Raw genomic sequence first — 22,902 nt, forward strand, 5'->3', positions numbered from 1 at the left:
CCGATTGGGCTTTCGGGCCGACAGCGGGGAGACTGCTCCCCGTGACGTCCCGTAACCTGCGCGACTCCAGGCTCCGTCTTGTCCGCCCACGGCCCACCACCACGGCCCGCCGCGCCGTGACGAACAGGCGCACGCGACCCGCTCCGCGCCCGCCCGAGGGCACGCCGCCGACCGCGGAGCTGGCCGGCCAGGCACGCGGGGTCCTCTCCGACGCGGTGCGCATCGCCCGCTGGGCGGCAGCCCACCACGCCGAGGGCAGCGCCGCCGAGCGGGAACGGGCCGCCGCGGACCTGCGGCTGACACCGGGACAGGTCCACGCGGGCTGGGACCGCGCCCGGCTCGCCGGGCTCGTGGAACTGCACGGCGGCACGGCACGCCCCGGCTGGCGGCTGAACGCCTGGGACCGCGACGACACCGCCGTCCTGCGCGGCTGGGTCGCCCTGTTCGACGCCTGGCCCCTCGTCCACCCCGCCCCCGACGACACGGCGCCCGCCGCCGTCGCCGAGGTGGTGGAGGCCGTCCCCCAGGTCCTCTCCCTCCTCCAGCTCTCCGCCGGGCCCGTGCTCCTGCCGGCCCTGCTCGACCTGCTCCAGCAGCGGGTGGCGGAACTGCGCGAGGAGCGCTGCGAGGTGCCCTACGGGCCCGATCCCGAGCCCGCCCCCGCCGCCGCGGCGGCCCCGGCCCTCGCCGAACCGCCGGAGGCCGTTCTCCCCGCACTGCTCGACTGGGCCCTGGAGGGCCTGGCGGCCGTCGGCGCACTGACCCTCGGCGACGGCCACGCCACCCTCACCCCGCTCGGCAACTGGGCGGTGTGGGTCAAGCTCGAGCAGATCTGCGTCGCCGCGCAGAGCCCGGCGGGCCACATCGAGCAGTCCGCCGAGGAGATGCTCCGGGGCTGCGCCCGCCTCAGCCCCGGGCCCGCCCGCGCCGAGTACCGGGCCTGGCTCGCCGCCCGTACCGTCTCCAGCGCGGTCACCGAACTCGTCGCCGCCGCCCGTGGCGAGGACGCCCTGTTGCGCGGACTGGCGTTCGAAGCCCTGCGCGTCGTCGGTGCGGCCGCCGAGGCCGATGTCCGAGCCGCGGCCGAGGAGCCCTCACTGCGCCCGTACGCCCTGCTGTGGCTCGCCGAGTACGAGGGCGGCGACCCCGAGGACGCCGCCGAGGTGCTCACGCGCGAGGAGGCGACCTGGCTCTGGGTGGACACCGCCGCCGCTGTCGCGGACCACGGCGAGAGCGCCCTGCTGGTACGCCATCTGGACTCGGCGGTGCAGGGCACCGTCCCCGCCCTGCTCGACGAGATCCGGGCCGTGGGCCATCCGCGCACCGTGCAGGTCCTGGTCGCCCTCGCGGCCGCGCACCCGGACCCGGCCCTGGCGAAGGCCGTGCGGCGGGCGGCCTTCCAGGTGCACACCGGGGGCGCCTGACCTGGCGGGACCGGGGCGCACCCCCGGGGCGCGGCACCCCGGGGACGGACGCGGCCCGCGGCGGGCCTCAGCACCTCCCGGCCCCGGCCGGTAGGTGCCGAAGCTCCGGACGCTGCCCTCCGGATCACGGGCCATTGGTTCTGGATGTGGTGGGACCGTACTCGTGCGCCACGACGCACGCCGGGGCGAACGGCACGCCGATCGCCCCGAACCGGGTGCGCCGTCCGTCCCGGCGTTCACCACGGGGGCCGTCCCGCCCGTTCCGACAACGGCGGCCCGCCCGTCCCGCCCCGGTCGGGCACTCGCCGCCGCGCCCGCCCCGGGTGCCCCCGGAGCCGTGGCGGGCGCCACGGAAATCCGGTTGCCCGGTCCCGGTAGACTGGCCCGCATGGCAATTCTCCTCATGGATCAGACGGCGTAGAAGCCTTCGCGCGCCCGTCGTCCTTCCGCCGTCCATCCGTCCTGGAGTCTTCCCGTGATCACCGCTTCCGGCGTCGAGCTGCGCGCCGGCGCCCGCGTCCTCATCGAGTCCGCCACCTTCCGCATCGCCAAGGGCGACCGCATCGGCCTGGTCGGCCGCAACGGGGCGGGCAAGACGACCCTCACCAAGTGCCTCGCCGGCGAGGGAATCCCCGCCGCAGGCCAGATCGCCCGTTCGGGCCAGGTCGGCTATCTGCCCCAGGACCCGCGCACCGGCGACCTGGAGGTGTTCGCCCGGGACCGCATCCTCTCCGCCCGCGGCCTCGACGTCCTGATCCGAAAGATGCGCGAGAACGAGCACCGCATCGCCACGGGCAAGGGCACCACCCGCGAGAAGGCGCTCAAGCAGTACGAGCGCCAGGAGACCGAGTTCCTGACCAAGGGGGGGTACGCCGCCGAGTCCGAGGCCGCCACCATCGCCGCCGCGCTCAACCTGCCCGACCGGGTCCTCGGCCAACCGCTGCACACCCTCTCCGGCGGCCAGCGCCGCCGCGTCGAGCTCGCCCGGATCCTGTTCTCGGACGCCGACACGCTCCTGCTCGACGAGCCGACGAACCACCTCGACGCCGACTCGGTCGTGTGGCTGCGCGAGTACCTGAAGACCTACCGCGGCGGCTTCGTGGTCATCTCCCACGACGTCGACCTCGTGGAGACCGTCGTCAACAAGGTCTTCTACCTGGACGCCAACCGCTCCTCGATCGACATCTACAACATGGGCTGGAGGCTCTACCAGCAGCAGCGCGAGGCCGACGAGAAGCGCCGCAAGCGGGAGCGCCAGAACGCGGAGAAGAAGGCAGCCGCGCTCAACGCCCAGGCCGACAAGATGCGCGCCAAGGCCACCAAGACCGTCGCCGCGCAGAACATGGCCCGCCGCGCCGAGCGGCTGCTGGCCGGACTGGAGGACGTGCGCCTCTCCGACAAGGTCGCGAAGCTGCGCTTCCCCGAACCGGCGCCCTGCGGGAAGACCCCGCTGACGGCCGAGGGGCTGTCCAAGTCCTATGGCTCGCTGGAGATCTTCACCGATGTCGATCTGGCCATCGACAAGGGCTCCCGCGTGGTGGTCCTCGGCCTCAACGGCGCCGGCAAGACCACTCTGCTGCGGCTGCTCGGCGGCGTGGAGAAGCCCGACACCGGCGAAGTCCTGGAGGGCCACGGGCTGAAGCTGGGCTACTACGCCCAGGAGCACGAGACGCTCGACCCGGACCGCACGGTCCTGGAGAACATGCGCTCGGCCGCCCCCGATCTGGACCTCGTGGAGGTCCGCAAGGTGCTGGGATCCTTCCTGTTCTCCGGCGACGACGTCGACAAGCCGGCCGGGGTGCTCTCCGGCGGGGAGAAGACACGGCTGGCGCTGGCCACGCTGGTGGTCTCCTCGGCGAACGTCCTGCTGCTCGACGAGCCGACGAACAACCTCGACCCGGCCAGCCGCGAGGAGATCCTCGGGGCCCTGCGCACGTACAAGGGCGCCGTCGTCCTGGTGACCCACGACGAGGGCGCCGTCGAGGCCCTGCAGCCGGAGCGGATCATCCTGCTGCCGGACGGGGTCGAGGACCTGTGGGGCGCGGACTACGCGGATCTCGTCGCCCTGGCCTGAGCCCGGACCGTCACCCGTGTCCGGCGGCCGGCCGCCGGACACGGGGCCGTACGCCCGGTCGTCCCACGGCACCAGCGTGACGATGACCGCCATGGAGCCGGTGAAGCCGTCGCCGTCCCCCCCAGGCCCTCGGTCCGGCTGTCACCCGGCGCTACGGGTTCGGGTCCCGGGAACGCCCGTCGAGAAGCCCGGTCGGAGCCAGGCCCGTGAAGCCGGGCCCACGGGGCCGAGCATGTGATCGGGCCCGTGCGGCAGAGCCGCGGGGCCGGGTCCGTGAAGCCGGGTCCGAGGGACCCGGTCGCTTCCGGTCCGCGGAGCCCGTCCCGTGCGGCCGTGGGATCGCGCCGGTGCCGGCCCCACGGGGGCGGTGGCACGGTCCCGGGAGCCGGTCGGGGCCCCGACCGGGTATTCCGTCCGGAAAGATCCAACCGGACTGATCCACTCCGTATAGATCATTCGGCTCACGCGTGATCCTTCATCTGAGTGAGTGCGTCTCGTACCGCGGCGTGGCGGTCGGCCGAAACGGTCCGCCACCCGGGTGGCCCAACGGTGCCGGCGGGGATGCCCCTGACCTGGAATTTCAGCCTCCGGAGCATTGGAGGGGCCGGGGGAGCGCCGCCGGAATGTCGCATTCCGGCAGCGCTCCGGTGCGTACCCCGGTCGAAGCTCGTCGTACGGACCTTGTCGAATGGGTGGCCATGAAGCCCGGTAGGGGTGATCATGAGAGTCCAGAGCGCACTTCCCATGAGGAGGCACGGGTGGCCGAGACTCTGAAGAAGGGCAGCCGGGTGACCGGCGCCGCGCGCGACAAGCTCGCGGCAGACCTGAAGAAGAAGTACGACTCCGGTGCGAGCATCCGGGCGTTGGCCGAGGAGACCGGCCGCTCGTATGGATTCGTCCACCGGATGCTCAGCGAGTCCGGAGTCACGCTGCGTGGACGCGGCGGGGCGACGCGAGGCAAGAAGGCGGCTTCGACCTGACGCCCGAGTCCCCGAGCGTCGTCTGAGGCCTGCCGGTCTCCGGTGTCGGCCACCCGGCCGACCCCGCGGTCGGCCGGGTGGTTACTGTGCAGTCACTTGATGTTCGCTGCACTGACCGCACCGGAACCGGAGGCGCCCCATGACTTCGCTGGACTCTGTGCTCGACAAGGACGGCGTACGGCTCACCGTCGAAGACGCGGTGGCCACGGTGACACTCACCAACCCGGCCAAGCGCAATGCCCAGTCCCCCGCTCTCTGGCGGGCGTTGGCCGAGGCCGGGCGGTCGCTGCCGGGTACCGTGCGGGTGGTTGTGCTGCGCGGCGAGGGAAAGTCCTTCTCCGCGGGGCTGGACCGACAGGCCTTCACGCCGGAGGGTTTCGACGGCGAGCCGTCGTTCATCGATCTGGCACGCGGCTCGGACGCCGAGCTCGACGCCGTCATCGCCGAGTACCAGGAGGCCTTCACCTGGTGGCGCCGTAACGACATCGTGTCCATCGCCGCCGTCCAGGGGCATGCGATCGGTGCCGGATTCCAGCTCGCCCTCGCCTGCGACCTGCGGGTCGTCTCGCAGGACGTGCAGTTCGCCATGCGCGAGACCAGCCTGGGCCTGGTCCCCGATCTCACGGGGACGCACCCCCTCGTCTCGCTGGTGGGCTACGCCCGTGCGCTGGAGATCTGCGCCACGGGCCGCTTCGTCCACGCCGACGAGGCGGAGCGGATCGGACTCGCCAACCTCGCCGTGGCCGCCGAGGAACTCGACGCTTCGGTACGTGACCTGGCCGGCGCTCTGCTTGCCGCGCCGCGTGACGCGGTGATCGAGACCAAGGCGCTGCTCCGTGGGGCCCCGTCGCGCACCTACGAGGACCAGCGCACCGCCGAGCGCGCCGCGCAGGCACGCCGTCTGCGTGATCTGGCGGGCCTCGCGGACTGAACGACGCCGGCCGGTCCCGCGGGCCCGGACCGGCCCTCCTCGTGCGGGCCGATCCCGCCTGTGCCGCGCCGGGCCGGCCGGTGCCCGACTCGTACGGCGCGGGCCGCCCCGTTCGCACGCGTCCGGGCGGACCGGCCCCCGGACCCGGTGGGGCCGGGTGCGCGGCCGGCCGCGTGCGGGCTCTCGCGGGGCCTTTCGCCGTGCGCCGCGGGGGACCGTCCGCCCGCCCGCCGGAGCGTGGACGTGCACCGGCAGAGGGCGCTCACTCCCCGGGGCCGACCTCCGTGACGAGCACCGTGACGGGAAGGGGCGACGGCAGGACCGAGGTGACCGCGGCTCGGACGGCGCGGGCCACCTCCACGGGACGGTGGCCCGGCGCCGTCGCGCATTCGACCCGTACGGATGACGCGTCGGCCCGTACGGCCGCCCCGAGCGTGCCGGTGAGCCGGGCGACGCCCGGAGCGGCGGCAGCGGCGGCGGCGATGACATCCCGCGTCTCGCCGGCACCGGCCCCGCCCCGCGGTTCGCCGGCGCCGTCCGCGTCTTTCGCCCCAGCGGCGCTCGGGTGCCCCGGCTCCCGCGTCTCACCGGCGCTCTCCGCGCTCACCGTGCCCTTCGCGCTCTCCGTGCCCTTCGCGTCAGCGGCGGCCGGATGCCCCGGGCCCCGCGGGGAATCCGCGGGGCGCGCCCCGTCCGCCCTGTCCGCCCCGTCCGTCTCCGCCTCCTGCGGTCGGGCGGCGGCCGGCCGCGCGACCACGGAGGTGCCGACGGGCCCCGGCCCCGGCGCTCCGGCCGCCTCCGGCGGCGCGTCCAGCAGCGCCGTCACCCGGAGGTCGACGACCGCGACCGCCAGACCGAGGTGTTCCCGGGCGGCTGCGAACAGGGCCGCGCGCAGCAGTTCGGCCAGCTCCGGCAGGGGTACCGCGGCAGCGGCCGCGAAATCCGCCTCGATCCGCAGGGGCCCGGGAGGCAGCGCGGCCGGGGGCGGCGGGACAGTCGGCGTCCCGGCCGCGCCGGGGTCGGCGAGTCCGGCGCGGATGCCGCCCGGCACCACACCGGGCACCTTCCCGGCGGCCCGCCGCAGCACCGGCTCCGCCGCCCGTTCCGCCAGCCAGGCGCCGTCCGCCGCGGTACCGAGCGGCAGCAGTCTGCCCAGCCCCAGCCGGGCCCGTACCGCCCCGGTCCAACCCTCGGCCGTCGTCATCCGCACCGCCTCGTCATTGCTCCAGCCTGCCGCATCCACAGGCGCGGGGGCGGGCAAGCGGACTTAGTGTGGTCTGCGTAGTCGGGAGTTCACCACCGCCCGGAAAGGTACGCATGGCGATGACCGACACGGATGTCAGTGTGACCAAGGAACCGGCCGGCACGGTACGGCGAGGCGGCGGCGACCCGGCCACCCGGGGCCGTACCACCATCGCCGACGGAGTCGTCGAGAAGATCGCCGCGCTGGCGGCCCGTGACGTGGTCGGTGTCCACGCGATGGGCAGCGGCCTCTCCCGCACCTTCGGCGCGGTGCGCGACCGGGTGCCCGGGGGCAAACCGCCCGTCACCCGCGGTGTGAAGGCCGAGGTCGGCGAGAAGCAGACCGCCCTCGACCTGGAGATCGTCGTCGACTACGGCGTAGCGATCGCGGACGTGGCCCGTGCCGTGCGAGAGAACGTCGTCGCCGCGGTCGAGCGTATGACCGGCCTGGAGGTCGTCGAGGTCAACATCGCCGTCGGCGATGTGAAACTTCCGGACGAGGAAGACGAAGAGACGGAACCGCGGATCCAGTAGCGGAGCTCACGAGAGGAGCCCGTAATGAGCATGGCGGTGGCCGGTCTGCTGGCCGGAATGGCCCTCGGATTCGCCGGATACTTCGGTGGGTTCGCGGCGTTCCTGCTGGTGGCGGCGCTGGGGGCGGTCGGGTTCGTCGTCGGGCGCATCCTCGACGGCGATCTCGAACCGGGCGACTTCTTCAAGGGCCGCGAGCACGGCGACCGGCGGGGGTGACCCGGCGTGGCCGCCGAGACACCCCTGCCCCCGGTCCCGTCGGCACCGTCCGCCGGTCCGCCCGCTCCCGTGCCCCCGGGCCCCGGAGCGAAGGGAATCCGCCCAGCCGAACGGGGGGCGACCACCATCGCCGACCGGGTGGTCGCGAAGATCGCCGCCCAGGCGGCCCGTGAGGCACTCACCCATGTGCCGGAAGGCGGGTCCGCACCCCATGCGACGGTCTCCGTGCACCACGACCACGCCCGGGTACGGATCAGCCTCGAACTCGACTACCCGTGCGACATCGGAGGCCAGTGCCGCGACGTGCGTCGTCATGTCGCGGAGCGGGTAGAGGCGTTGGCGGGAATGGCGGTGCCGGAGGTCGCCGTACAGGTCGAGCGGCTGCACTCCGTCCACACGCGCCGGGCTGCCCAGGGGAGGCTCCGATGAGCGAACCGGTGAAGGGATCCGCACGGGGGAGCGAACCGGCCGGAGGCTCCGTACGGGAGCTGGACCAGTCGGCCTCCGCCGCCGCGTACCGGCCGCTGCCCGCGGCCGAGGACGACGGCGGCGCCCGCCGCTTCTGGTCGCGGCGGCGGATTCCCGCCGCGCTGCTCGCGCTGGTCGTGACGGCCGGGGCGGGACTGCTGCTGTTCGACGTCGTCTCCGTACGGGCCGAGCGGCCCGGGATGCGCTGGCGGCGGTCGCTCGCCGACGAACTGGCGAGCAGACCGGTGGACGACACCTGGGTGCTGGCGGGCGCGGGGGCGGCCGTCGCGGTCGGAGCGTGGCTGTTGGCGCTCGCCGTGACACCGGGGTTGCGGAATCTGCTGCCCATGCGCCGCCGGGCGGGCGACGAGGACGTAAGGGCCGGACTCGACCGGGATGCCGCGGAACTGGTGCTGCGCGACCGGGCGATGGAAGTCTCGGGAGTGCAGTCCGTACGGGTGCGGGTGAGGCGGTCCCGGGTCGGGGTGCGGGCGGTGTCCCACTTCCGTGAGCTCGACGAGGTCCGGTCCGACCTGGACACCGTGCTGGGCGACGGCATCCGCGAACTCGGACTGGTGCGGCGGCCGGCCCTGTCCGTGCAGGTGCGCCGCCCGGCGAAGAAGGGGTGAGCGGGATGCTCCGGGTCGTCAACCGCGTACTGATCGGGCTGGCCGGTCTGGTGCTCGTCCTGCTGGGGGGAGCGGTCCTGGCAGCGGGGCTCGGGCTGCCGGTCCCGTCCTGGTGGCCGTGGCGGGGAGCCGGGACCGTACTGCTGGGCGAGAGCCGCCGGCAGCGGTGGGAGGACCACGGCTGGTGGTGGCCTTTGGTGATCGTGGCGCTGGCGGTCGTCGTCCTCCTCGCGCTCTGGTGGCTGCTGGCGCAGTTCCGCCGCTCGCGGCTGGCCGAGGTGCTGGTGGACAGCGGGGACGGGGAGGGGGCCCTGCTGCGGGGCCGCGCCATGGAGGCCGTGCTCGCGCGGGAGGCCGAGGACCTGGACGGCGTGTCCCGGACCCAGGTCGTACTGCACGGCCGCCGCACCGCCCCCGCGGCCCGTGTGCGCCTCCTCCTCGAGCCCTTCGCGTCACCGGGCGAGACGCTGCACCGTCTCTCGGCCGAGGCCCTGGCGCACGCGCGCGACTCGGCGGGGCTGACGTCGCTGCCCGCGGAGGTGCGGTTGCGGGCCCAGAAGCACCGGGCGAAACGTGTGACGTGAGCGGGGCCGACGGGTCGGGGGCGGTCGCGGGCGGGGCGCGCTCGGCATGTCGTAGCCGTCGGGGGCGCCACGCCGGATGCTCCCCGGGCGTTCCGGATGCGTCCCCATGCGTGTTCCGGGTGAGGGCGGCGTTCGGGATGCGAGCGGGCAGGCGCCCTGGTTCGCTGAGAGGGGTCCGCTGAAAGCGACGTTCGAGGAGGCCATGAGCATGTCAGACGAAGTCGGCGGCCGGGTCCGGCAGATGCGGCGGAAGGCCGAGGAGCTGAAGCAGGCCGCGGATCGCGTGAGCGATCCCGAGGAGAGCCGGCGGCTCAAGGAGAAGGCGCGCAGGCTCCAGGAACAGAGTGAGCAGGAGAGCACGATGGGGTCCGGGGACATCTACCCCATGGAGTGACCCTCCGTGCCGTACGCACCGGCCGGTGACCGTCGGGCCACCGGCCGGCGTGTGCTCGGGCGACGTGCGGTCGGGCGGCGTCTGGTCGGGTGACGTGCGGTCGGGCGGTGTGTGCGTCGGTCGCGTGTGCTCGTGTGACGTGTGCTCCGGCCGGCGTGAGGTCGGGCGGCGTGTGCTCCGGCCGGCGTGGGCTTCAGCCGCGTGTGTGCTCGGGCGCCATGTGACGGGCGGGTGGGAGTCCCCGCCGTGATCTGGGTGATGTCGGCGGGGTGACCGTACGGGCATCCGCCGGTGTGCGCACGGGGCGGCGGCCCACGCCCACCCCTGTCAGAAGCCGGACCTCGCCCCGCCGTCCACCGGCAGCATCACGCCCGTGAGGTACGACGCCGCGGGCGACAGCATGAACGCCGCCGTGCGCCCGAACTCCTCCGGAGTGCCGTAGCGCCGCATCGGAATGCGGGACTCGTTGGCGGCACGGGCCGCGTCCACGTCCCCCGACAGCGCGTCGAGTTCGCGCACCCGGTCGGTGTCGATACGGGCCGGCAGCAGTCCCACGACCCGGATCCCGCGCGGGCCCAGCTCGTCCGAGAGCGATTTGGCGAAACCGGCCAGACCGGGACGCAGACCGTTCGAGATGGTCAGGCCGGGAATCGGCTCGTGGACCGAGCCGGACAGCACGAAGCCGACGACCCCGCCCTCACCCAGCGCCGCCGCCGCGCCCCGGGCCAGCCTGACCGCGCCCAGGAACACCGACTCGAACGCCGTCTGCCACTGCTCGTCCGTGTTGTCCGCGACGAAGCCCGGCGGGGGGCCGCCGACGCTGATCAGTACGCCGTCGAAGCGGCCGAAGTGCGCCCGGGCGGCGCCGATCAGCCGCTCGGGGGTAGCGGGGTCGGCGTTGTCGGCCGCGATGCCGACGGCGTCCGGGCCGATCCCGGACGCCGCGTCCGCGACGGCCTTCGCGTCCCGTCCGGTGATGATCAGCTTCGCGCCCTCGGCGGCCAGTGCCCGGGCGGCGGCGTTGCCCAGCCCGCGGGTCGCCCCGGTCACGACGTAGACGCGGTCCCTCAGTCCAAGATCCATGGCTCTATCCTGCCGCGCCGCGCGCGGCGAGGGCCAGGGCGGAGCCCACCAGTCCCACATGGCTGAACGCCTGCGGGAAGTTCCCGAGCTGCCGCCGCGCCACCGGGTCGTACTCCTCCGCCAGCAGGCCGATGTCGCTGCGCAGTTCCAGCAAACGCTCGAAGAGGTCCTTGGCCTCCTCGACCCGCCCGGTCGCACGGAGGGCGTCGACCATCCAGAACGAGCAGACGAGGAACGTTCCTTCACGGCCGGGCAGCCCGTCGACGGACGGCCCCTTGGTGCTGTAGCGGTTGATCAGCCCGTTCCGGCCCAGCCCGGCCCGCACCGCGTCGACCGTGCCCACGACCCTCGGGTCGTCCGGCGGGAGGAAGCCCACCCGGGGGATGAGCAGCGCCGAGGCGTCCAGCTCGTCCGAACCGTAGTACTGGGTGAAGGTGTTCCGTTCCGCGTCGAACCCCCTGTCGCACACCTCCCGGTGCACCGCGTCCCGCATCGCCCGCCACCGGGTCACGTCACCGGGCAACCCGGGGTCGTCCTCCAGCGTCCGTACGGCGCGGTCGGCCGCCACCCACGCCATCACCTTGGAGAACACGAAGTGGCGCCGTGGCCCGCGCACTTCCCACAGGCCCTCGTCGGGCTCCCGCCACGTCGACTCCAGGAAGCCCAGCAGACTCAGTTGGAGGTTCCAGGCGTGCGGCGGGGACTCAAGACCGGCCTCGCGACCGAGCCGCAGCGCATCCATGACCTCGCCGTAGACGTCGAGCTGGAGCTGGTCGACGGCGCCGTTGCCGATCCGTACCGGCGCGGAGCCCTCGTAACCGCGCAGCCAGGGCAGTTCCGTCTCCGGCAGCCTGCGCTCCCCTGCCACCCCGTACATGATCTGCAGCCCCGAGGGGTCACCCGCCACCGCGCGCACCAGCCAGTCCCGCCAGGCAGCGGCCTCGTCGACGTAGCCGGTGGAGAGGAGCGCGCCGAGCGTCAGGGTGGAGTCGCGCAGCCAGCAGTAGCGGTAGTCCCAGTTCCGCACGCCGCCGGGGTCCTCGGGGAGGGAGGTCGTGGGGGCGGCGACGATCCCGCCCGTCGGAGCGTACGTCAGCGCCTTCAGAGTGATCAGCGAGCGGACCACGGCCTCCCGGTACGGTCCCTCGTAGCCGCACCGCGCCGACCACTCCTGCCAGTCGTGCACGCTCGCGCTCAGCGCGTGGAAGGGATCGACGAGTCGGGGAGCGGGCTCGTGCGAGGGGTGCCAGGTGAGGACGAACGCCAGGCTCTGGCCGGCGCCGACGGTGAACGACGAGACCGTGCTGAACTGCTGGCCCCAGGTCTTCACCGGCACGGAGTCGGGGTTCTCGAGCCGCAGCCACACGGAGTCGGGGCCGGCGACCGCGACCCGGTGGTCGTTCGTCCTCCGCATCCACGGGACGACCGAGCCGTAGTCGAAGCGCAGCCGCAGGGTCGCGGCCATCTCTACGCTGCCGCTGACGCCCTCCACGATCCGGACGACGTCGGGGGCCTTGTCGCGCTGCGGCATGAAGTCGGTGACCTTGACCGTGCCGGTCCGCGTCTCCCAGAACGACTCGAGGACGAGCGTGCCCGGGACGTAGCGGCGGCGGGTGCAGTTCCCGGCGCCCTTGGGCGCGAGCCGCCAGTGGCCGTTGTCGTCGTCGCCTAGCAGTGCCGCGAAGCAGGCCCCTGAGTCGAAGCGCGGCAGGCACAGCCAGTCGACCGAGCCGTCCCTGCCCACCAGCCCCGCGGTCTGCAGATCGCCGATCAGGGCGTAGTCCTCGATGCGTTGGGTCACGACATGCCGTTTTCCCTCGCCGGCGGCCGCCTAAGCGGTTGCGTCGGCCACGCGGGAGACGACCTTCGCGGGGCGGCGAACGTCCGGGCGGCGCTCGGGGGTTCAGGGCGGTGGGCCACGACTCCGCCGCCTCGGTGCGATGGGCCGTGAGCCCTCGACCCCGGGGCCGTTGGACGGGGGCCTTCCCCGGGACGGGGCCCTGCCCGTGCCTGCCCGGCCCGTCGTCCACGCCGGTACGCTCCCGTGAGCACGGCCGCGTCACCGGGGCGGGCCCGGCCGCTCAGCTCGTCGGCGCGCCCGCCGTCGCGGGCGTTTCCTCGGCGGCCGGTCCGGTGGCCGGTTCGGTGGCCGGTTGGGCGGCCGGTTCGGTGGCCGGTTCTGCGGCAGCCGCGGACCGGTCGCGCTTCTCGCGGCGCACGAGGACCACCCAGCCCACCGGGACACCGGCCGCGAACAGCCACCACTGGACCGCGTACGCCATGTGCGCGCCGATGGAGTCGTGGTCGGGATCCGCGATCAGCTCGGGGGTGCCGCCGGCCGGCTCGGGGGCGGTCTGCTGCAGGTAGCCGCCGAGCACCGGCCGCCCCAGGCTCCTGGCCTGCTGCTCGCTGTCGATCAGCATGATCTGACGCGGCGGCAGCCCGCTGAGGTCCTTGATCCCGCTCGCGTCGGTGGTCTCGTCCGCCATGAGCCGGCCCGTGACGGTGACCTCGCCCTTCGGCGCGGGTGGGACGGCGGGGTAGGCGGTCTGGTCGGCCGCCGCGGGGACCCAGCCCCGGTTGACCAGGACGGCACGGCCGTCGGCGAGGACCAGCGGGGTGAGGACGTGCACCCCGACCCGCTCGTCGTTGTCGGTGCGGCGGCGCACGACGACCTCGTGGGCGGTGTCGTACGTGCCCGTGGCCGTGGCGTGCCGCCAGTAGTCCGCGCGCGGGACGGTGTGCCCCGGGGAGGTCAGCTCGGTGACGGGCACCGGCCGTGCGGCGAGGTTGTCCGCGATCAGCTCGTTCTGGGCGACGCGGCGCTCGTGCCGGTGCAGCTGCCAGTAGCCCAGCTCGACCATCACCGGAATGAGGACGAGGCTGACGAGGGTGAGGATCACCCACTGCCGGGACAACAGGAAGCGGTACACCCCACGACCGTACAACTCGGTCGTGGGGTGTCCGGCGGCAGGGTCCGGGCGTGGCCCGGGAACGTGCCGGCAGGGAGGAGGGGAGCGGGGCGGGCGCCGGGAAGCCGGCGGGGTCACACCTTGTCGACGATGCCCGTCCTCCCCTCGGCGCGGGCGCAGTGCCCGCCGCAGTACCAGTGGCCCTGGACCTCGACGCCCTGGCCGATGATCTGGACCCTGCAGTGCTCGCAGATGGGGGCCATCCGGTGGATGGCGCAGGAGAAGCAGTCGAAGACGTGCACCGCGCCCTGCGCGTGCACCTCGAAGGACATGCCGTAGTCGTTTCCGCAGACCTCGCAACGTGCCATGCGCCGCATGGTCCGGAGGGCGGCGGACCGGAGCAAGGTCCCTCCGGGCGGGTCGGGGCGGCTGCACCCGACCGGCGCACGCGCCGGGGCGCACCCGACCGGCGCGCGGGCCCGGACGGTGGCGGGCAGCCCGGGCCCGTGCCCATGGAGTCCGCCCGCGCGAGGGGTCCGGCGGGCCGAGGGCCGCCGGCGGGGCGTCACCCCTCGGCCGGCGCGACGTCCCTGAGGAGCTGGGTGAACGCGGCCTCGTCGATGATCGGCGTCCCGTACGACCTCGCCCGGACCGTCTTCGACGTGGGGGCCTCCGGGTCATTGGTCACCAGGAGGCTCGTCAGCCGGGAGACGCTCGTCGCGACATGGAGGCCGGCCTCGACGGCACGGTCCTCCAGCAGTTCCCGCTCGACCGAGGTGTCTCCCGAGAAGGCCACCCGCATGCCCTGTATGAGCGGTTTGTCCGCCACGTAGCGCCCCGGATTCGGGTAAGGGCACGCCGGTCGCTTGCGTGACGGGCGCCAGCCGTTCGGCCGGTACGAGGACCTCGACGCCTGACGGCCGATCCGCGGCGCGGAGGGTGCCGTGGACCACTCCGTGAGCGGACGGCACTCCAGCACCGGCAGCCGCACTCCCCGCTCGGCGGCCGTGTGCAGACTCGGCCGGAACGCCTCCGCCAGCACCCGCGCGTCGTCCAGGGCGTTGTGCGCATGGCGCTGGACGACGCCGAAATGCGCCGCGAGCGACTCCAGCTTGTGGTTGGGCAGGGGCAGTGACAGTTCCTTGGACAGCGCGATCGTGCACAGCCGCTGGCGCACGGGTGCGACGTGCTCCGCCCGCGCGTACTCCCTGGCGATCATGGACCAGTCGAAGACGGCGTTGTGCGCGACGAGCACCCGGCCGTCCAGCCGGTGCGCGAATTCCTGGGCGATGTCCCCGAAGAGGGGCGCGCCCTCCAGCATGTCGCTCGTCAGTCCGTGGATCCACACCGGACCGGGATCCCGCTCGGGGTTGACCAGGGAGTACCAGTGGTCCTCGACGTTTCCCTGTGCGTCCAGGCGGTAGACGGCAGCCGACACTATCCGGTCGTCACGGGCGAGTCCGGTGGTCTCCACGTCGACGACCGCGTACCCCTGCGGATACGCGGCCGGCCACGCTGCTGCTGTCGTACGGTCGTCGAGCATGGTCACAGAGCTTACGGGCCGCCACTGACACGGAGGCTCCGGCCCGTGTGCGCCGGGGCCCGGTGACCGCCGGCGGGGCGCACGCCTGGGGCCCCGTCAGGCCCGCACGGGAGCGGTGGAATTCACCACGACCGACTGGTGCGGATCTTGCCGGATACGTCCGGAATTCCCTGACGAGGCGGTGCGCGGCCCGCTCGGGCCTCAGGTGTTCCCCTGGGCCAGCAGGGACTTGACCAGTGCCCGCAGGGACGCGGCGAACAGCCGCTCCGGGTCCGCGGGGCGCGCCAGCGCACGCGCCAGGGCCGGGTCCTTCCTCGCGCTCACGGTCTTCCCCGGCCGCCCCCGCACGGGTGTCTCCGCGGGCGCCAGCTCGCGCGCGCACTCGACCAGGACGAAGCCGACCACCTGGAACTGCACCGCGCGGACCGCCTCGGCGGCCCGCGCTCCCCGCAGTCCGGCGGTGTGCACCTCGCGGACGAGCGCGCGTTGCGCGGGCAGGAACACCCGCTCCGTCAGGCCGCGTTCATGGACCATGGCGATCAGATGGGGCCGGGCGTGCAGTTCGTCCCGCAGCCGGCGGGCGACCGAGACGATCCGGGTGGCCGGGGTGCGGCCGGTCGGCTGTATCGCCCCCATCTCCTCCACCGTCCGGTCCACGAGCGCGTCGAGCAGCGACTCGCGATTGCCGATGTGCCAGTAGATGGACGTCACGGCCGTACCGAGCCGGGCGGCGAGCCCCCGCATGGTGAGTGCGTCGGGACCGTGCTGTTTCACGAGGTCGTCCGCCGCCTCCAGCACCTGCTCGCGGGTCAGTACGGTACGTGACATGAAACCCCTATCTCCGGTCGACTCCGTTGTGGAGAAGCCTCCTTGATCTCCATCGGTACTCGGTGTAACCACGTTACAGGCGTGGCCGTGCGGCATCCCGTGCCCCGGCCCCGTCCCCGGTGCCGTGTGGCGGCTGTGTCAGCGGCCGCGCGGGTGAGACCCTCCCTGGCGTGACGCAACCGACACCCCACCACGAGCCCCACGGCACGTCCATGGGCACCCGTCTCAACTGGCTCCGCGCCGCGGTCCTCGGAGCCAACGACGGCATCGTGTCGACCGCGGGCCTCGTGGTCGGCGTGGCCGGTGCGACGAGCGCCCGCGCGGCGCTGCTGACCGCCGGACTCGCCGGACTGCTCGCCGGATCCATGTCGATGGCCGCGGGCGAGTACGTCTCGGTCTCGACCCAGCGCGACTCGGAGAAGGCGGCGCTGGCCCTAGAGAGGCTGGAGCTCAGCGAACAGCCCGCGGCCGAACTCGACGAACTGACCGCCCTGCTGGTGGCCCGCGGCCTCTCCCGCGAGGTCGCCCGCGCGGCGGCGGAGCAGCTCACCGCACGCGACGCGCTCCGCGCCCACGCCCGGGTCGAGCTCGGCATCAACCCCGACGAGCTCGCCAACCCCTGGCACGCGGCCGGCGCCAGCTTCCTGGCCTTCACCGTCGGCGCCCTGCTGCCCCTGCTGGCCATCGTCCTGCCGTCGTCCACCGCCCGGCTGCCGGTGACGGTCGTGTCGGTGCTGCTCGCCCTCGCCTTCACCGGCTGGTGGAGCGCCCGCCTCGGCGCGGCACCGGCCGGGCGGGCGATGGTGCGCAACGTGTGCGGGGGCGCGCTGGCGATGGGGGTCACGTACGCGGCGGGCTCGCTGCTGGGGGCCGCGGGGATCTGACGCCACCGTCCGGGCAGCGGAGGTGACGCCGCCGCGCCGCACGTCCGCGCGCAACCCTGAGCCGACAGGGGCCCGCGCAGGCCGCCCGGCGCCCGCCCGGGACGCTCCGGGCCGGCCCGTCCGGTGACACTGCGTCAGCCGGGTCCTGCAGCCGCCGTCCGGCCGCCCATGCCAAGGGCCCGGGCGTGATTCCCACCACGCCCGGGCCCCTCGTCCGTGCCCACGGCCGCCCGGCGGACGGCGAACCGCCTACCGGCCGACGCGACCGGCTACCAGCGCACCGCGTCCAGCGCGTCCGCCATGCCGGCTCCGTAGAAGCCGTTCTTGCTCTTGCCGCCCTCGCACACCGCGTCGACCGTGCCGTCGCCGTTGATGTCGTACGGGTTGGTGCACGGACGGTCGTCGGCCTGTGCGTACAGGAGCGCCTTCACCCCGGCCGCCGACAGCCTCGGGTGCTTCGACTTGATCAGCGCGACGACACCCGCGACGTGCGGGGACGCCATGGACGTGCCCGCCTTGTAGTTCCAGGTGTGGCCGCCCCTGAACGTGGTCGAGAGGATCAGCCCGCTGGTGGCGGGGGCCTCCGGCGGCTGGAGGGCGGTGGAGTCGCCGCCCGGTGCCGCGATGTCCACGATCCCGTTGCCGTAGTTGGAGTAGGACGACTTGAGCCCCTTGGCCCCGGTCGCCGACACCGTGACCACACCCGGCAGCATGGCCGGGATGTCCGGGCACTCGCGCGGGTTGACGACCCGTGAGACCGGCGTGGTGTCGTTCGGGCTCGTGGTGTCGGTGACCGCGTCGGAGGCGAGGTCGGTCCGCGAGTTGCCGGCCGAGGCGACGTTCACCACGCCCTTGCGCTCCGCGTACCTGGTGGCCCGGGTGAGGGTCTCGACCAGGGCCTTCTGGTCATCGTCGGCCTTGCAGTTGTAGAGCCACGGGTCGACGTAGTAGCTGTTGTTGGTCACGTCGGCACCGTGGTCCGCGGCCCACATGAAGCCGCAGAGGACCGCCTCGGTGTAGAAGAACCCGTCCGGGTTCGCCACCTTCAGGCTGGACACCTTCACGCCGGGCGCGACGCCGGTGACGCCGAAGCCGTTCTTCGCGGCGGCGATGGTGCCCGCCACGTGCATCCCGTGGTCGCTCTCGTCCGCCGCCGGACGCCATGCGTCGTTCTCCGTGACCGGTACGCCGCTCACGCAGTTCGCGGAGGCCCGGCGGTCGAAGTTCGGCGCGATGTCCGGGTGGGTGTCGTCGACACCCGAGTCCAGGACGGCGACCGTGACCTTGCTGCTGCCCAGCGAGCGCTGGTGGGCCTTGTCGGCCTTGATGGCGGGCAGGTCCCACTGCAGGGGCTCCAGCGGGTCCTGCTCGTCCGTCGCCCTGGCCGCGGCCGCCTTCGCCTGCGCGGCGGTCAGGGGCTGTTCCGCCTCGATGGCGTCGTCCCGCTGGGGGACCAGCGGGTTGGTGCGCGTGGCGCCCGCCGAGGCGACGCCCTTCACCGTGCGGATCTGCTTGGCGAAGTCAGGGTTCTGCGAATGGACGACGACGACGCCGATCCGGTCGTAGGCGATCACCACCGTGCCGCCGGCCCTCGCGATCGCCCGCTTCACCTTGGCGACGGCCGATCGGCCGCCGTCCACATTGACGACGTACGACAGCTTCGGGCCGTTGGTCGAGACGGCGGCGGGCGTGTCGTCGGCGGGGGCGGCGGTCGCCGCGCCCGCGGGCAGGAATCCGAGCGAGGCCGTGAGCGCCAGACCCGCGGGCAGTGCTATCGCGCGCGTCCGTCTGGGTCGCAGATGAGCCATGGGATCTCCACATCATCCGGTTGGCCGCCCAGACACCCCGTGCGTATGGGCGGGTACATGACGAGTGAAGCTATCGCCGATCATCCTGGCGCATCAACGACTTCGGGAACCCGGTTCCGAGAATCGGGCGGAAAAGCGAGCGCGAATGCGCCCGGAGGTGAACCGCTCCGCGGTGTGCGCCGTGCCGTTGTCAGAGGAAGGGGCGAGCCGCCCCGCTCCCCGTACCAGACCCCGTCCGTCCATGTCTGCCGCTCCCGCGGCGCGAGGAGAGTCCGTGACCACCGATGCACCGCCGCCCGCCGGGGGCCAGGACCTCGGTCCCGCCCAGCCCACGACCGAAGCGTTCGTCGAGGTGCAGGCGAGCGCGGAGTTCGCCGAACTGCGCCGCACCTACCGCTCCTTCGCCTTCCCCCTGACCGTCGCCTTCATCGCCTGGTACCTGCTGTACGTCCTGCTGTCCAACTACGCGGGCGACTTCATGGGCACCCGGCTCTTCGGCAACGTCAACGTGGCCTTCGCCCTCGGCCTCGCCCAATTCGCCACCACCTTCCTCATCGCCTGGTTCTACGCGCGGCACGCGGCCGAGAAGCTCGACCCCAGGGCGGATGCGCTCAAGTCCCGTATGGAGGCCGACGCATGAGCAGCACGACACTCCAGGCCGTCCGGCTCGCGGCGGCGAGCGACGCCGGCGAGCACCGCCCGCTGATCATCACCCTGTTCGCGGCCTTCGTCGTCGCGACGCTCTTCATCACCGTCTGGGCCGGCCGGCAGACCAAGGACGCCGCCGACTTCTACGCCGGCGGACGCCAGTTCACGGGCTTCCAGAACGGACTCGCCATCTCCGGCGACTACATGTCCGCCGCGTCCTTCCTCGGCATCGCCGGCGCCATCGCCCTCTTCGGGTACGACGGCTTCCTCTACTCCATCGGCTTCCTCGTCGCCTGGCTGGTCGCCCTGCTGCTCGTCGCCGAACCGCTGCGCAACTCGGGCCGGTTCACCATGGGCGACGTCCTCGCGTACCGGATGCGGCAGCGGCCGGTGCGCACCGCCGCCGGCACGTCCACGATCGTCGTCTCGATCTTCTACCTGCTCGCCCAGATGGCCGGCGCCGGCGTGCTCGTCTCGCTGCTGCTCGGCATCACCAGTGACGCCGGGAAGATCGCCATCGTCGGCCTCGTCGGCGTGCTGATGATCCTGTACGTCACCATCGGCGGGATGAAGGGCACCACCTGGGTGCAGATGGTCAAGGCCGTCCTGCTGATCGCGGGCACCCTGCTCATCACCTTCCTGGTGCTGTGGAAGTTCAACTTCAACATCTCCGACCTGCTCGGCACCGCGGCCGCGCAGAGCGGCAAGGGCGCGGCCTTCCTGGAGCCGGGCCTCAAGTACGGCGCCACCGGCACCTCCAAGCTGGACTTCCTGTCACTCGGCATCGCCCTGGTGCTCGGCACCGCCGGTCTGCCGCACATCCTGATCCGCTTCTACACCGTGCCCACCGCAAGGGCCGCCCGTAAGTCGGTCATCTGGGCCATCGGCATCATCGGCGCGTTCTACCTGATGACGATCGCGCTGGGCTTCGGCGCGGCCGCCCTGGTCGGCCCGGAGGAGATCACGGCCTCCAACAAGGCCGGAAACACCGCGGCACCGCTGCTCGCCCTGCACATCGGCGGCGCGGACTCCGCCGGCGGCGCGGTCCTGCTGGCCGTGATCTCGGCGGTCGCGTTCGCCACCATCCTCGCCGTCGTCGCCGGGCTCACGCTGGCCTCCTCCTCGTCGTTCGCGCACGACATCTACGCCAACGTCATCCGCAAGGGCCAGGCCACCGAGAAGGAGGAGGTCCGCGCGGCCCGCTGGGCGACCGTCCTCATCGGCGTCGTCTCCATCGGGCTGGGGGCCATGGCCCGCGATCTGAACGTCGCGGGGCTGGTGGCGCTCGCCTTCGCCGTCGCCGCATCCGCGAACCTGCCGACGATCCTCTACAGCCTGTTCTGGAAGAGGTTCACGACCTCGGGCGCCCTGTGGTCCATCTACGGCGGTCTGGTCTCGTCGGTGGTGCTCGTGCTGTTCTCCCCGGTCGTCTCCGGCAAGCCCTCGTCCATGTTCCCCTCGGTGGACTTCGCCTGGTTCCCGCTGGAGAACCCCGGACTCGTCTCCATCCCGCTGGGCTTCCTGCTCGGCTGGATCGGCTCCCTGCTGTCCGGGGAGGAGCCGGACCGGGGCAAGTACGCGGAGCTGGAGGTCAAGTCCCTCACGGGCGTCGGCGCCCACTGAGGAACCTCACGGGCGCCGGCGTCCGCCGAGGAGGAGAACGTCATGCGCCCGTACGCGGCCGCGTCGTAGGGTCCTACGACGCGGCCGCGCCGTACCTCGTGGCAAACGGCCCCTGCCGTTGTCGGAGGTCTCGCGTAGGCTCGCCCGTAGGACGAGTTCCTCACTCACGAGACGAGTGCCAGTAAGACTTCCGAACACGGGGAGGGGGCCGACAGTGCTCATCGACACCTACGGCCGTGTGGCCACCGACCTGCGGGTCTCGCTCACCGACCGGTGCAACCTCCGGTGTTCGTACTGCATGCCGGAAGAGGGCCTGCAGTGGCTGTCCAAGACCACCCTGCTCACCGACGACGAGATCGTCCGGCTCGTCCGCGTCGCCGTGACGCGGCTCGGGATCACCGAGGTCCGTTTCACCGGCGGCGAGCCGCTGCTGCGGCCCGGCCTCGTCGGGATCGTGGAGCGCTGCGCCGCGCTGGAGCCCCGCCCCAAGCTCTCGCTGACCACGAACGGCATAGGGCTGAAGCGCACCGCGACGGCCCTGAAGGCCGCCGGGCTGGACCGGGTCAACGTCTCGCTGGACACGCTCCGTCCCGACGTCTTCAAGACCCTCACCCGCCGCGACCGCCACCACGACGTCGTCGAGGGTCTGGAGGCCGCACGCGAGGCCGGACTGACCCCCGTGAAGGTCAACACGGTGCTGATGCCGGGACTCAACGACGACGAGGCCCCCGAACTGCTCGCCTGGGCCGTCGAGCACGCCTACGAGCTGCGCTTCATCGAGCAGATGCCGCTGGACGCCCAGCACGGCTGGAAGCGCGACGGGATGATCACCGCGGGTGACATCCTGCAGTCCCTGCGTACCCGTTTCGAGCTCACTCCCGAGGGCGATCAGGCCCGTGGCTCCGCGCCCGCGGAGCGCTGGCTCGTGGACGGCGGCCCGCACCGCGTCGGGGTCATCGCCTCCGTCACCCGGCCCTTCTGCAGAGCCTGCGACCGCACCCGTCTGACCGCCGACGGGCAGGTCCGCACCTGTCTGTTCGCCCGCGAGGAGACCGATCTGCGCGGCGCGCTGCGCTCCGGCGCGCCGGACGAGGAGATCGCCCGGATCTGGAAGCTCGCGATGTGGGGGAAGAAGGCGGGATCGGGCCTGGACGACCCGGAGTTCCTCCAGCCGCAGCGCCCCATGTCAGCGATCGGCGGCTGAGCCCCGTCCGTCGCCGGATGCCGGGCTCTCCCACTCGTCGAGTGTCACGACGTCCTTCAGGAAGCCACGCAACCCGAGGAAGCCGGACAGGTGCTCGCGGTGCTCCTCGCAGGCCAGCCACGTCTTGCGGCGCTCCGGAGTGTGCAGCTTCGGGTTGTTCCAGGCCAGTACCCACACCGCGGCGGCTCGGCAGCCCTTCGCGGAGCAGACGGGGACTTCGGCGCTCACCGGGTCAGTACTCACCGGATCATTCTCCACAACGAGGCGACGCCGAGCAGCCACGGGGGGAGCTGCCCGGCGTCGGTCCGTCGCTCCGACGGGGGATGCGGAGCGCACTGGCAGTATGTCACGCGGAACGGGCCGTGGTGCACCGGAACTTCATGATTGATCTGAGCTTTTCCTGAGCTTGCCGAGGCGCCTGCCGCCGGCCTCGCCGAACCGGGGTTCAGCCCTGCCGGGACTTCCGCTCCGTAGCGTCCTCCGCATGGTCTTCCGCATCGCCCTCCGCCTGCTCCGCCCACACCGCGCCCCCGGTGTGCGCCGCGTCCTCCGGCGCCGGCCGGGGCGCCGGCGTCCCGCTCTCGAGCGCGGGCCTCGTAGGTGCCGGTACGAAGGTGGCGAGCGGCTTCGGGGCGCTCTCACGGCCCGCGTTGGCGATCACCACGGCGATGTAGGGCAGGACCGCACCCAGCACCAGCGCCACGATCGCCACATGGCGCTCGACGTTCCACAGGACCGCGGCAAGGATCACCGCGAGGGTGCGGACCGACATGGAGATCACATACCGGCGCTGGCGGCCGCGCACGTCCTCGGCAAGCCCCTGACGGGCGCCGGTGATCCGGAAGACCTCGGTCTCCTTGTGCTTCCGCATGTCGTTCCGCCGCTCAGCCGCC

24 protein-coding genes are annotated in these 22,902 nt (G+C 73.0%); 14 read left to right on the forward strand and 10 right to left on the reverse strand.

The window, feature by feature from the left end; all coding sequences use genetic code 11:
- The first annotated feature begins 41 nt into the window (after positions 1–41).
- The 4 genes from O7595_RS26515 (at position 42) to O7595_RS26530 (ending at position 5,409) form a co-directional block, all read left to right on the forward strand.
- Positions 42–1,424: a hypothetical protein gene (locus O7595_RS26515; RefSeq protein ID WP_269731120.1), complete on the forward strand. Its 1,383-nt coding sequence runs from the start codon at positions 42–44 to the stop codon at positions 1,422–1,424.
- A 475-nt stretch (positions 1,425–1,899) separates the two neighbouring features.
- Positions 1,900–3,498 carry an ABC-F family ATP-binding cassette domain-containing protein gene (locus tag O7595_RS26520; protein ID WP_269731121.1) on the forward strand — a complete coding sequence of 533 codons (1,599 nt, stop codon included), beginning with the start codon at positions 1,900–1,902 and terminating at the stop codon, positions 3,496–3,498.
- A gap of 758 nt (positions 3,499–4,256) precedes the next feature.
- Positions 4,257–4,478 carry a helix-turn-helix domain-containing protein gene (locus O7595_RS26525; protein WP_017948860.1) on the forward strand — a complete coding sequence of 74 codons (222 nt, stop codon included), beginning with the start codon at positions 4,257–4,259 and terminating at the stop codon, positions 4,476–4,478.
- Positions 4,479–4,617: 139 nt separating this feature from the next.
- Entirely contained in the window at positions 4,618–5,409 is a 792-nt protein-coding gene (locus O7595_RS26530; protein WP_269731122.1) for an enoyl-CoA hydratase/isomerase family protein, read from the forward strand.
- 262 nt (positions 5,410–5,671) lie between these two features.
- Here the strand turns inward: O7595_RS26530 and O7595_RS26535 are convergent, their stop codons facing one another.
- On the reverse strand, positions 5,672–6,613 hold the full coding sequence (locus O7595_RS26535) for a hypothetical protein (protein WP_269731123.1): 942 nt from the start codon (positions 6,611–6,613) through the stop codon (positions 5,672–5,674).
- Between the two features lie 119 nt (positions 6,614–6,732).
- Here O7595_RS26535 and O7595_RS26540 point away from each other — a divergent pair, with 119 nt between their 5' ends.
- The 6 genes from O7595_RS26540 (at position 6,733) to O7595_RS26565 (ending at position 9,476) form a co-directional block, all read left to right on the forward strand.
- The gene (locus tag O7595_RS26540; RefSeq protein WP_269731124.1) at positions 6,733–7,185 is read left to right on the forward strand and encodes an Asp23/Gls24 family envelope stress response protein; all 453 of its coding nucleotides are present in this window, start codon (positions 6,733–6,735) and stop codon (positions 7,183–7,185) included.
- Between the two features lie 24 nt (positions 7,186–7,209).
- The gene (locus O7595_RS26545; protein WP_269731125.1) at positions 7,210–7,401 is read left to right on the forward strand and encodes a hypothetical protein; all 192 of its coding nucleotides are present in this window, start codon (positions 7,210–7,212) and stop codon (positions 7,399–7,401) included.
- Positions 7,402–7,407: 6 nt separating this feature from the next.
- Entirely contained in the window at positions 7,408–7,830 is a 423-nt protein-coding gene (locus O7595_RS26550; protein WP_443071733.1) for an Asp23/Gls24 family envelope stress response protein, read from the forward strand.
- A complete protein-coding gene (locus tag O7595_RS26555; protein WP_269731126.1) occupies positions 7,827–8,498 on the forward strand; it encodes a DUF6286 domain-containing protein in 672 nt (223 codons plus the stop codon). Before O7595_RS26550 ends, O7595_RS26555 begins: the two co-directional genes overlap by 4 nt.
- Before the next feature lie 5 nt (positions 8,499–8,503).
- Entirely contained in the window at positions 8,504–9,082 is a 579-nt protein-coding gene (amaP, locus tag O7595_RS26560) for an alkaline shock response membrane anchor protein AmaP (protein WP_269732632.1), read from the forward strand.
- 202 nt (positions 9,083–9,284) lie between these two features.
- On the forward strand, positions 9,285–9,476 hold the full coding sequence (locus O7595_RS26565) for a DUF6381 family protein (RefSeq protein ID WP_269731127.1): 192 nt from the start codon (positions 9,285–9,287) through the stop codon (positions 9,474–9,476).
- Between the two features lie 327 nt (positions 9,477–9,803).
- Here the strand turns inward: O7595_RS26565 and O7595_RS26570 are convergent, their stop codons facing one another.
- The 6 genes from O7595_RS26570 to O7595_RS26595 form a co-directional block, all read right to left on the reverse strand.
- The gene (locus O7595_RS26570; RefSeq protein ID WP_269731128.1) at positions 9,804–10,559 is read right to left on the reverse strand and encodes an SDR family oxidoreductase; all 756 of its coding nucleotides are present in this window, start codon (positions 10,557–10,559) and stop codon (positions 9,804–9,806) included.
- Positions 10,560–10,563: 4 nt separating this feature from the next.
- A complete protein-coding gene (locus tag O7595_RS26575) occupies positions 10,564–12,360 on the reverse strand; it encodes a glycoside hydrolase family 15 protein (protein ID WP_269731129.1) in 1,797 nt (598 codons plus the stop codon).
- 280 nt (positions 12,361–12,640) lie between these two features.
- A complete protein-coding gene (locus tag O7595_RS26580) occupies positions 12,641–13,492 on the reverse strand; it encodes an SURF1 family cytochrome oxidase biogenesis protein (RefSeq protein WP_269731130.1) in 852 nt (283 codons plus the stop codon).
- 113 nt (positions 13,493–13,605) lie between these two features.
- Positions 13,606–13,839 carry a hypothetical protein gene (locus tag O7595_RS26585; RefSeq protein WP_017948874.1) on the reverse strand — a complete coding sequence of 78 codons (234 nt, stop codon included), beginning with the start codon at positions 13,837–13,839 and terminating at the stop codon, positions 13,606–13,608.
- A gap of 197 nt (positions 13,840–14,036) precedes the next feature.
- Positions 14,037–15,020 (reverse strand): DEDDh family exonuclease, encoded by a 984-nt coding sequence (locus O7595_RS26590; RefSeq protein WP_269731131.1) that lies wholly within the window; start codon positions 15,018–15,020, stop codon positions 14,037–14,039.
- 195 nt (positions 15,021–15,215) lie between these two features.
- Positions 15,216–15,842 carry a TetR/AcrR family transcriptional regulator gene (locus O7595_RS26595; RefSeq protein ID WP_269731132.1) on the reverse strand — a complete coding sequence of 209 codons (627 nt, stop codon included), beginning with the start codon at positions 15,840–15,842 and terminating at the stop codon, positions 15,216–15,218.
- 212 nt (positions 15,843–16,054) lie between these two features.
- On the opposite strand from O7595_RS26595, the gene O7595_RS26600 reads away from it, so the two are divergent.
- On the forward strand, positions 16,055–16,726 hold the full coding sequence (locus tag O7595_RS26600) for a VIT1/CCC1 transporter family protein (protein ID WP_332328356.1): 672 nt from the start codon (positions 16,055–16,057) through the stop codon (positions 16,724–16,726).
- Positions 16,727–16,995: 269 nt separating this feature from the next.
- On the opposite strand, the gene O7595_RS26605 is transcribed toward O7595_RS26600, so the two are convergent.
- Positions 16,996–18,534 (reverse strand): S8 family peptidase, encoded by a 1,539-nt coding sequence (locus O7595_RS26605; protein WP_269731134.1) that lies wholly within the window; start codon positions 18,532–18,534, stop codon positions 16,996–16,998.
- A gap of 274 nt (positions 18,535–18,808) precedes the next feature.
- Between O7595_RS26605 and O7595_RS26610 the strand changes: the two genes are divergently transcribed.
- The 3 genes from O7595_RS26610 (at position 18,809) to moaA (ending at position 22,009) form a co-directional block, all read left to right on the forward strand.
- Positions 18,809–19,174 carry a DUF485 domain-containing protein gene (locus tag O7595_RS26610; RefSeq protein ID WP_269731135.1) on the forward strand — a complete coding sequence of 122 codons (366 nt, stop codon included), beginning with the start codon at positions 18,809–18,811 and terminating at the stop codon, positions 19,172–19,174.
- Positions 19,171–20,805 carry a solute symporter family protein gene (locus tag O7595_RS26615; RefSeq protein WP_269731136.1) on the forward strand — a complete coding sequence of 545 codons (1,635 nt, stop codon included), beginning with the start codon at positions 19,171–19,173 and terminating at the stop codon, positions 20,803–20,805. The genes O7595_RS26610 and O7595_RS26615 overlap by 4 nt, the downstream gene beginning before the upstream one ends.
- A gap of 214 nt (positions 20,806–21,019) precedes the next feature.
- Positions 21,020–22,009 (forward strand): GTP 3',8-cyclase MoaA, encoded by a 990-nt coding sequence (gene moaA / locus O7595_RS26620; protein ID WP_269731137.1) that lies wholly within the window; start codon positions 21,020–21,022, stop codon positions 22,007–22,009.
- On the opposite strand, the gene O7595_RS26625 is transcribed toward moaA, so the two are convergent.
- Both O7595_RS26625 and O7595_RS26630 read right to left on the reverse strand, forming a co-directional pair.
- A complete protein-coding gene (locus O7595_RS26625; RefSeq protein WP_269731138.1) occupies positions 21,992–22,252 on the reverse strand; it encodes a hypothetical protein in 261 nt (86 codons plus the stop codon). The two genes, moaA and O7595_RS26625, sit on opposite strands and share 18 nt — an antisense overlap.
- Before the next feature lie 202 nt (positions 22,253–22,454).
- Positions 22,455–22,880, reverse strand: a complete 426-nt coding sequence (locus O7595_RS26630) for a DUF3099 domain-containing protein (RefSeq protein WP_269731139.1) — start codon at positions 22,878–22,880, stop codon at positions 22,455–22,457.
- Positions 22,881–22,902 lie beyond the last annotated feature (22 nt).

Origin of the sequence: Streptomyces sp. WMMC940 (genome assembly GCF_027460265.1) — a bacterium.
Classification (GTDB): Bacteria; Actinomycetota; Actinomycetes; order Streptomycetales; family Streptomycetaceae; genus Streptomyces.

Coding starts and splice junctions, on each gene's coding strand:
- O7595_RS26530 (WP_269731122.1), top strand. CDS start 4,618: ATGACTTCGCTGGACTCTGTGCTCGACAAGGACGGCGTACGGCTCACC.
- O7595_RS26570 (WP_269731128.1), bottom strand. CDS start 10,559: ATGGATCTTGGACTGAGGGACCGCGTCTACGTCGTGACCGGGGCGACC.
- O7595_RS26630 (WP_269731139.1), bottom strand. CDS start 22,880: ATGCGGAAGCACAAGGAGACCGAGGTCTTCCGGATCACCGGCGCCCGT.
- O7595_RS26615 (WP_269731136.1), top strand. CDS start 19,171: ATGAGCAGCACGACACTCCAGGCCGTCCGGCTCGCGGCGGCGAGCGAC.
- amaP (WP_269732632.1), top strand. CDS start 8,504: ATGCTCCGGGTCGTCAACCGCGTACTGATCGGGCTGGCCGGTCTGGTG.
- O7595_RS26545 (WP_269731125.1), top strand. CDS start 7,210: ATGAGCATGGCGGTGGCCGGTCTGCTGGCCGGAATGGCCCTCGGATTC.
- O7595_RS26600 (WP_332328356.1), top strand. CDS start 16,055: ATGGGCACCCGTCTCAACTGGCTCCGCGCCGCGGTCCTCGGAGCCAAC.
- O7595_RS26605 (WP_269731134.1), bottom strand. CDS start 18,534: ATGGCTCATCTGCGACCCAGACGGACGCGCGCGATAGCACTGCCCGCG.
- O7595_RS26555 (WP_269731126.1), top strand. CDS start 7,827: ATGAGCGAACCGGTGAAGGGATCCGCACGGGGGAGCGAACCGGCCGGA.
- O7595_RS26535 (WP_269731123.1), bottom strand. CDS start 6,613: ATGACGACGGCCGAGGGTTGGACCGGGGCGGTACGGGCCCGGCTGGGG.
- O7595_RS26565 (WP_269731127.1), top strand. CDS start 9,285: ATGAGCATGTCAGACGAAGTCGGCGGCCGGGTCCGGCAGATGCGGCGG.
- O7595_RS26595 (WP_269731132.1), bottom strand. CDS start 15,842: ATGTCACGTACCGTACTGACCCGCGAGCAGGTGCTGGAGGCGGCGGAC.
- O7595_RS26540 (WP_269731124.1), top strand. CDS start 6,733: ATGACCGACACGGATGTCAGTGTGACCAAGGAACCGGCCGGCACGGTA.
- O7595_RS26585 (WP_017948874.1), bottom strand. CDS start 13,839: ATGGCACGTTGCGAGGTCTGCGGAAACGACTACGGCATGTCCTTCGAG.